2 protein-coding genes are annotated in these 1,741 nt (G+C 24.2%); both read right to left on the bottom strand.

Annotation, left to right across the window (positions count from 1 at the left end; all coding sequences use genetic code 11):
* Nucleotides 1-307: 307 nt before the first annotated feature.
* On the bottom strand, nucleotides 308-1,267 hold the full coding sequence (locus HZY83_RS06085; protein ID WP_179943167.1) for a hypothetical protein: 960 nt from the start codon (nucleotides 1,265-1,267) through the stop codon (nucleotides 308-310).
* Nucleotides 1,268-1,356: 89 nt separating this feature from the next.
* Nucleotides 1,357-1,593, bottom strand: a complete 237-nt coding sequence (locus tag HZY83_RS06080) for a hypothetical protein (RefSeq protein WP_179943166.1) — start codon at nucleotides 1,591-1,593, stop codon at nucleotides 1,357-1,359.
* Nucleotides 1,594-1,741: the final 148 nt, after the last annotated feature.

Genomic DNA, 1,741 nt, shown 5'->3' with positions numbered 1-1,741 from the left:
AATTATATTTATTGACAAAATAAAATATTTTATATATAATATAGTTATGTCGATTATTTTTCTAAAATTACGTCTCATTCGGAAGAGAAGTTGTAATATATTAGAAGTCCCAAGAGTAGCATTATATTGCTACTCTTATTTTTATTGATTTTTTTAAAAATATATATTATAATAAATTTGGTAAATCCACGGAATATTATTGTCTTAGAGGGCATTTGTCCGAGTTAAGATAAAAATTTATTTAAATCGCCTTTATAGGCTCCCTAGTGGGCAAATTAAAAGAGTAGCTTTTTGCTACTCTTATTTTTTATTCCATATTATTTTGTTCGAAAAATAAATTTAACTCTTTTTTTATAATTTTATCGCTTTTAAAATCTCCCTTTTTATCAAAAAATCTATCTTGATTTTCTTTTATAAAATTATGCACTAAGTTTTTAACTTTATCTTTAAAATCATAGGAAAAATCAAAAGGATTAAACTTAATACTCAAATAAGAATTAATAGGAGAACGCATAGCTTTTAATTTTTCATCAATACTATCACAAATTCCCTCTATTAAAATATGAGAACAAGTGCTTGATGGAAGTCCATCAATTAACTCTTTAGCTATATACTTTAATTTACGCTCTTTATTATTGAAATAAATCAATTGCATACTATCTTTCCAAAATAGAACATTATCATATGGTTCTTCTCTAAAACCTAGAGGGTCTACACCACTCAATGCAACAGAGTTTAGATTTGCTGTGTAGGCAAAATCTTTTCCTATACAATATTGAAAAACGCCTCTCATATGTTCCCATTCTTCTGCCTTAACTTCTTTTATTCTATCATCAAAAATATCATCAATTAAATCTCTACTCCAATCATCTGTACAAATTATTTTTCCATTTGTACAAAAATAATTAGTATCGTATATGTAATCTCCTAGATTTTCTTTAAAATTATTAGGAGCATATATTTTTTTAATATCACAAGGACTTACTTTATCTATTATATATTCATCATAAAATACACCGTCATACCAGTCATCAGTTAATATTTGTTCAACATCAGAATCATTAACTTCAACTTCCAACAAAATTTTACCGTAATTAGTGAAAGAATTAAATTTTGATTTTGGATAAAATAAATATACTACATCTATTGAATTATTGGCACGTCTTTTTTCTTCCCAATTGTTATTATTGGTTTTTGATATAGGTAATATACCTTGCTCTAATATATTTTTTAAATCTTTAAAATCAACGTTTTTGTATAGTATCATTTTTATTTCTCCTTTTAATTGTATTTTAAATTATTCTTTTAACTTATATAATTATTATAACATATTATCGTTTCTGCGTCAATAGTTTTTTATAATTTTTTTAATAATTCTTTAAATTCTTTTATATCTTCTTCTCTAATTAATTCTGTTAAAAAGATTTTAGTACAACTCTTATACCTAACATACTTGTACTGAGATTTCTTCTCCTTTCCTTCTCTTTGACGACGCAATCTATCACGTTCTCTTCTTCTTTCTTTCTCTTTCTCCTTTTGTTCATCTGTTAATCTCATTTGTCTTATTTGATATTGTGTTAATTTTTTTGTCATAAATAAATTCCTTAATATTATTTTAAAACTAATTTTATCGCAAAGTAAGTACATATCAATGCAAAAGCACAAGATACAATCATAATTATATTTGCATAATAATCAATATTAATATTATTGTTAAATAATTTCATAGCTAACAAGACAA

It is taken from the genome of Gemella sp. GH3, from assembly GCF_013415425.1.
Classification (GTDB): domain Bacteria; phylum Bacillota; class Bacilli; order Staphylococcales; family Gemellaceae; genus Gemelliphila.
The sequence above is the reverse complement of the archived record's forward strand: the minus strand, read 5'-3'. Positions and strand labels throughout refer to the sequence as shown.

Coding starts and splice junctions, on each gene's coding strand:
- HZY83_RS06080 (WP_179943166.1), bottom strand. CDS start 1,593: ATGACAAAAAAATTAACACAATATCAAATAAGACAAATGAGATTAACA.
- HZY83_RS06085 (WP_179943167.1), bottom strand. CDS start 1,267: ATGATACTATACAAAAACGTTGATTTTAAAGATTTAAAAAATATATTA.